The sequence below is a fragment of the Roseateles sp. genome, assembly GCF_049240545.1.
Classification (GTDB): Bacteria; Pseudomonadota; Gammaproteobacteria; order Burkholderiales; family Burkholderiaceae_C; genus Paucibacter_A.
The window spans coordinates 1-5,884 of sequence record NZ_JBMLSK010000023.1 but is presented as its reverse complement, the minus strand read 5'-3'; the positions used below and the strand labels follow the sequence as shown (position 1 = coordinate 5,884).

Below are 5,884 nucleotides of genomic sequence, written 5' to 3'. Positions count from 1 at the left end.
CCGCCGCTGACGGCCGAGCAGATCAAGGCCAATGCCGAGACCTATTACGCCCAGGCCAAGCTGGTGCTGGACGAGAGCAAGACCGAGATCCGCTACAACTCTGAGTGGAGCGACCCGCTCGGCGCGCGCGGCATGATTCAGCTGGCCGCCAAGTACACCGTGGCCCGCATGATGGAGCGCGACGACTTCACCAAGCGCTTCGCCGCGCAGACGCCGATTTCGGTGCATGAGTTCCTCTACCCGCTGATGCAGGGCTACGACTCGGTGGCTTTGAAGAGCGATTTGGAGTTGGGCGGTACCGACCAGAAGTTCAACCTGCTGATGGGCCGCCATCTGCAGCAGGAATACGGTCAGTCGCCGCAGTGCATCTTGACCATGCCGCTGCTGGAAGGCTTGGACGGTGTAGAGAAGATGTCCAAGTCTAAAAACAATTACATCGGCATCAGCGAGCCGGCCAACACCATGTTTGCCAAGGTTTTGTCGATCAGCGATGACTTGATGTGGAAGTGGTTCAATCTGCTGAGCTTCCAAAGCAGCGAGGCGATTGCCGCGCTCAAGCGCGAGATCGAAGGCGGCCGCAACCCCAAGGACGCCAAGGTCATGCTGGCCAAGGAGATCACCGCCCGTTTCCACAGCGCGCAAGCGGCAGACGAAGCCGAAGCCGACTTCAACAACCGCGCCAAGGGTGGCATTCCGGATGAGATCCCTGAAGTGGCGCTGAGCGGCGCGCCCATGGGCTTGCCGGCCTTGTTGAAATCCGCCGGCTTGGTGGCCTCCAATGGCGAGGGCACCCGCATGATTGAACAGGGCGGTGTTCGCATCGACGGCGTCGTCATCAGCGACAAGGCGCTGAAAGTCGAGGCCGGCACCGTGGTGCTGCAAGTGGGCAAGCGCAAGTTCGCGCGGGTGACGCTCAGTTGAGGACAGACCTGCGCTAAGCCAGGGGCAAAGAAAAAGGGGAGGCCGACAGCCTCCCCTTTTTTTGCTCAGAGCTTCAGCGGTCGAGGGTAGGGGCCGGGCTTGACCGCACGCACCGGCTGATCGCGGATGGCTTTCTTCAGCACTTCGATAGCGGCATCCAACTGGGCATCGCCGCCCAGATGAGTGGCACGCGGCGGGTTGTCCACTTCGATATCGGGTTTCACGCCGATGCCTTCAATCAAGAATTGACCATCGGCGGACATCTGCCCCGTTTCGGCCGCACGCATGATGCCGTTGTCGACCAGACGATTCTGATCCGAGAGCCAGACCCCGGCACCGGAGGTCGTCTTGCCAATCACAGGCCCCACTCCCAGACGTTTCACGCCTTCGGTAAAGGTCTCGCCGTCGGAGTAGGTTTCTTCATTGGCCAGCACCACCAAGTGTCCACGGAAGGCCTCTTGCATATTCGGGTAAGTCGGTGCTCCCGCGGGCGAACGGCGCTGCCAGAAGGCCCAAGCGCGGCGCATCAGTTTTTCAAGAATCCAGCTGTCGATGCTGCCGCCGCCGTTGAAGCGGACGTCAATGATCAGGCCCTCGCGGTCAGACTGGGCATAGAACTCGCGTGCAAAGTCAGCGATATCGTCCTTGCCCATGGCACGCAGATGCAGATAACCAATGCGGCCGTCCGAGGCCTTTTCGACCGCGCGGGCGCGTGAATAGCGCCAGTCGCCAAAACGCAGTTGTTGTTCCCGCCGCTGGGCGACGGGCGTGACGATTTGCTGGATCTCCCGTCCCTCGGCGGTGCTCAGCTGCAGCAGCACCTGCTTGCCGGCTTGGCCGCGCAAAAGATCGGCCAGATCGGCCGCTTGCAGGGCCGGACGGCCGTTCACCGCCGTGATGATATCCCCGACCTTCACGCTCAAACCCGGTGCCGCCAAGGGCGAGAGCTCATTCGGCAACTCCGGATCGCTGCGGTAGATCTGATCGATGCGCCAACCTTGGGCTTGGCGCGACAGGCGCGCGCCCAAGCCGGCAAGTCCAGGCTCCTCGGGTGCTGCGCGCACATCGCCTGGGCCGACTTGGCTGTGCAAGACGCTCAGCTCGCTGACCATTTGCGCCATCAACTCGGCCAGCTCGGCCCGGTCGGTCAAACGGGCGACCAGGGGCTCGTACTTGCTGCGCATGGCGGCCCAATCGACGCCATGCATGCCGCGGTCGTAGAAGTAGTCGCGCTGCATGCGCCAGGCGTCGGTGAACATCTGGCGCCACTCCATTCGAGGGTCGGTGGCAATCTGCCAGTCGTTCCATTTGACTTGGAACTTGCCCAACTCGGCGGGCAGTTTGGGGCCGGCGTCAATCAACAGGATGTCAGGCGCGGCCGCTGGCGTCGTCGCGTTCCTCACGATCATGAGCTTCTTGCCATCGGCGCTGAGCGCGAAGCTCTTCACATCTTCCGCCACGGTTTCGGCCTTGCCGCCTTGGCGATCGATGCTGAGCGTCTTCAGACTGGACTTGCGTTCGCCGGAGGCTTCGGTGTCCAGCATCCAGAGTCTTTTGGCGTCGACCTGCAAGGCGCTGTAGTTGCCGCTGGGTAGCGGCACTTCAAACAGGCGTTCGCTCAAGCCGGCCCAGACGATGGCGGGCTTGTTGCCGCTCGCTGGCTCGGCTTTCTTGTCACCCTTGAGCGCGGGCTTGCTCTCGTTCTTGTCCTCGGGCTTGCCCTCTCCCTTGCCGTCTCCCTTGCCCTCGCCGCTGTTCTCGGCCGGGCTTAGTTCATCTTTCGCGGCGAAAGGGAAGCGCAGCCCCGATTGCAAGGCCAGCGCATAGACCTTGGCGCGCCGGTCGAAGAACGGGCCCATATTCCGATCACCCCAAGGGCTGGAGTTGCCGGTGACTTCAAAGCTGCGCTTGGAGATGAAATAGAGCCAGCGCCCATCGGGACTGAATACCGGCGACTCGCTGTCATAACGGTCGCTGCTGACGGTGTGGGTCTTGCCGTCTTTCAGGCTGTAGAGCAGGATCTGCTCACGGTTGCCGTTGTGCAAAGGCTGGGTATAGGCCAGGGTCTGGCTGTCGGCCGACCAGCTGACTGGGCCAATGCTGGCGGCGCGCTTGTCGTGCGCAATCAGTTGCGTGGCGCCGGATTTCAGCTCGGTCAAATACAGATGGCCCTCCTTGTCGGCATGGGCGATGTGGCGGCCATCGGGCGAAGGGTGCAACTGGGTGCGCATGGCGGTGGCGCCGCGTGTCAGTTGCTGCGCCGGGCTCAAGCCATTGGCGGCAAAGCGCCAAATCTCACGCTCGCCGCTGAAGTCGCAAAGGGCAAAGACCTGCTGGCTGTCGGCACTGAACTCGCCCTTCAGGCAGCGCCCCTCTTGCGATTGTGGAAGCTCGGCGCGCCGCAATGCGCCGACGCCCTGGGTGGCCAAGCGGCCGCGGCTGTTCAGCAGCACGCGTTCACCGTTCGGCGCCAACGCGGTGTGGGTCAGGAAGTCCTGCGGCTTCTTGATCCAGCGCTCGCGCTGCTGCGCAAAGTCGCCCTTCAGTTGGATGCTGAGCTTGCGGCCTTCGGTGATACCGGGTGCGTCCAGGTCCAGCACATGGATGTCGGCGCCGACCGTCACACTCACCTGACGGGCATGGATCGATGCGTGACGAATGTCCCAGCCCTTGAAGCGGCTGTGCTGGCGCAGGTCCTGGCCTTTCGTATTCACCGACCACAGATTGACGCTGCCGTCGCGGTCCGACAAAAAGGCCACCCGGCTTTCGCCTTGGGCGTTGCGGTAGGGCATGGGTCGTGAATCATTGGCGCCCTCCGCGAGCAGCGGACGGGCTTCGCTCTGGGTCGTCAAGTCCAAGGTCCAGAGTCGGGCGATGGCGCCACCGCGGTACTGCTTGGCGTTGTCGCCACGCAGTCCGTTGCGGGTGAAATAGAGCTGGTTTCCGTCGGCGCTGAGGGCACCGTCACTGGCCTGGCCGACCGGCAGCACCCGTCGGATGCCGGTCTTGGGGTTCAGGCCGTACAGCTGGGTGATGGGCCTGCCGTCTTGGGCCGGCGCGGTGAAGAGCAACTCTCCTTGTGCGCTGAAGCCCCAGACCTTTTGGTTCACGCCCTCCCAGGTCAGGCGTTGCGGTACGCCGCCTTTTACCGGCATCAGGTAGAGGTCCGCGGGGCCGTCGTACTGCGCGACAAAGGCCAGCCACTCTCCGCCCGGCGATACCGCGGGCAGGGTCTCAGCCCCCGTATGGGTGGTCAGCCGTTCGGCGGTACCGCCCAGGGTGGGCACGCGCCAGATGTCCCCCTCGGCGACAAAGAAGATCTGCTCGCCGTGCAGTGCCGCCTGGCGGAAGAAGCCCGGCGTTGCGCTGGTGGTGGAGGCTGAAGCTTGCGCCATCGTGGCGCAACTCATCAAGCAGGCGAGGGTGATGCTGGCGAGAGTTGGCCAGCCAGTGGGTTTCACAGGCGTCATGAAGCGTGTCTCTAGTCCTTGTGGGATGGGGTGCCACGGTCTTGGTGGATATAGACCTGGTGGCGGTAACGATGCGGGGGGGTATTCTGCCGCCCTCACCGGAGTCAGCCATTGCTGATGCCCGAGGCAACATGGCCGGCCGGCACATGGGCGGAGGCGCTGGCGATGTGCCCGGCTTGGTCGTCGAAAAAGAAGTCTGGCTCGAACTCGCGCAGGAACTCACCCTTGGGCAAACCGCCGAGGAACATCGCTTCATCGATCTCGATCTGCCAGTCCATCAGCGTGCGGATGGCGCGCTCATGGGCCGGCGCGCTGCGGGCGGTGACCAAGGCCGTGCGCACGCGCATGCCGCCGCTGGGCGAGCGCTGCAGGTCTTGCAAGGCCTCCAGCACCGGCTTGAACGGGCCAGCGGCCAGCGGAATGTTGGCGTGCCGGGTCTCATGCGATTGGAAGGCGCTAAGCCCTTCGCTTTGGAACACGCGTTCGGCCTCATCGGAGAACAGCACCGCGTCGCCGTCAAAGGCGATCCGCAATTCATCGGGATGCTCCGCCGAGGCCCGCGCCGACAAGGGCAGCACCCGCGCCGCGGCCACACCGGCGGCCAGGGCCGAACGCACATCCGCCTCATTGGCAGACAGGAATAACTGTGCGTTCAGTGGGCGCAGGTAACGCCAAGGCGATTCCCCGCGGGTGAACACCCCGCGCTGAATGCCCAGGCCGTAATGCTTGGCCGAGCGAAATACCCGCATGCCCGAGACCGGGTCATTGCGCGACAGCACCACGATCTCGACGCGTGCTTGCTCCGGCGTGTTGAAGGTCAGCAGCTTGTTGACCAAGGAGAAGGCCACCCCCGGCTTGGCCGGCAGATCGAGCCGGGCTTCTTGCAGGGCCATATAGGCGCGGTCATCCTCGGCTTCAAAGAGCTCGTTTTCTTCTTCGAAATCAAACAGTGCGCGCGAGGAAATCGCCACCACCAGTTGTCCGTCAAGATTGGCAGGCACGCAGACACCTCTTCTTGTTCAAGTCGTTCGCCGGGCCGCCCCAAGAAGGATTTCGGCGATGTTGGTCGGGCCAAGCCCGATCAACATCGCGCCATCGACCATTGTCAGATGGCCTTCGGCAGGCATAGACAGTCTTTCTGAGACTGTCTATGTCCGGCCTCAGCCCCCTCGGGGGGCGGCCCAAGTACCCATGGGCCGGGGGCCTCATTTCACCCAAGTATTCAACTGAATGATGGGCATCAGCACCGCCAGCACGATCATCAAGACAATCGCGCCCATCACCACGATCAGCAGGGGCTCCAGCATGGTGGCGGCGGCCATCGAACGGCGCTGCACCTCCACGCTGAGCTGTTTGGCGGCGCGCTCCAACATCTGCGGCAACTGGCCGGTCTGCTCGCCCAAGCGGGCAAACATGGCCAGGATGCCGGGGAAGCGTTTCTTGCCGGCCAGCGCATTGCCCAGCGGCGCGCCTTCGCGCACCTGCACCAGGGC

General features: G+C 63.6%; 4 protein-coding genes. 1 reads left to right on the top strand and 3 read right to left on the bottom strand.

What is annotated here, in order from left to right:
• On the top strand, positions 1 to 921 hold a 921-nt coding region (tyrS, locus tag ACOVRJ_RS01530), incomplete at its 5' end, for a tyrosine--tRNA ligase (RefSeq protein ID WP_422042147.1).
• A gap of 65 nt (positions 922 to 986) precedes the next feature.
• On the opposite strand, the gene ACOVRJ_RS01525 is transcribed toward tyrS, so the two are convergent.
• The 3 genes from ACOVRJ_RS01525 to ACOVRJ_RS01515 form a co-directional block, all read right to left on the bottom strand.
• Complete coding sequence (locus ACOVRJ_RS01525; RefSeq protein ID WP_422042146.1) at positions 987 to 4,316, bottom strand: S41 family peptidase; 3,330 nt, start codon at positions 4,314 to 4,316, stop codon at positions 987 to 989.
• A 179-nt stretch (positions 4,317 to 4,495) separates the two neighbouring features.
• The gene (locus ACOVRJ_RS01520; RefSeq protein WP_422042145.1) at positions 4,496 to 5,392 is read right to left on the bottom strand and encodes a 5'-nucleotidase; all 897 of its coding nucleotides are present in this window, start codon (positions 5,390 to 5,392) and stop codon (positions 4,496 to 4,498) included.
• A gap of 204 nt (positions 5,393 to 5,596) precedes the next feature.
• Positions 5,597 to 5,884: type II secretion system F family protein (locus tag ACOVRJ_RS01515; RefSeq protein ID WP_422042144.1), on the bottom strand; the 288-nt coding region annotated here is incomplete at its 5' end.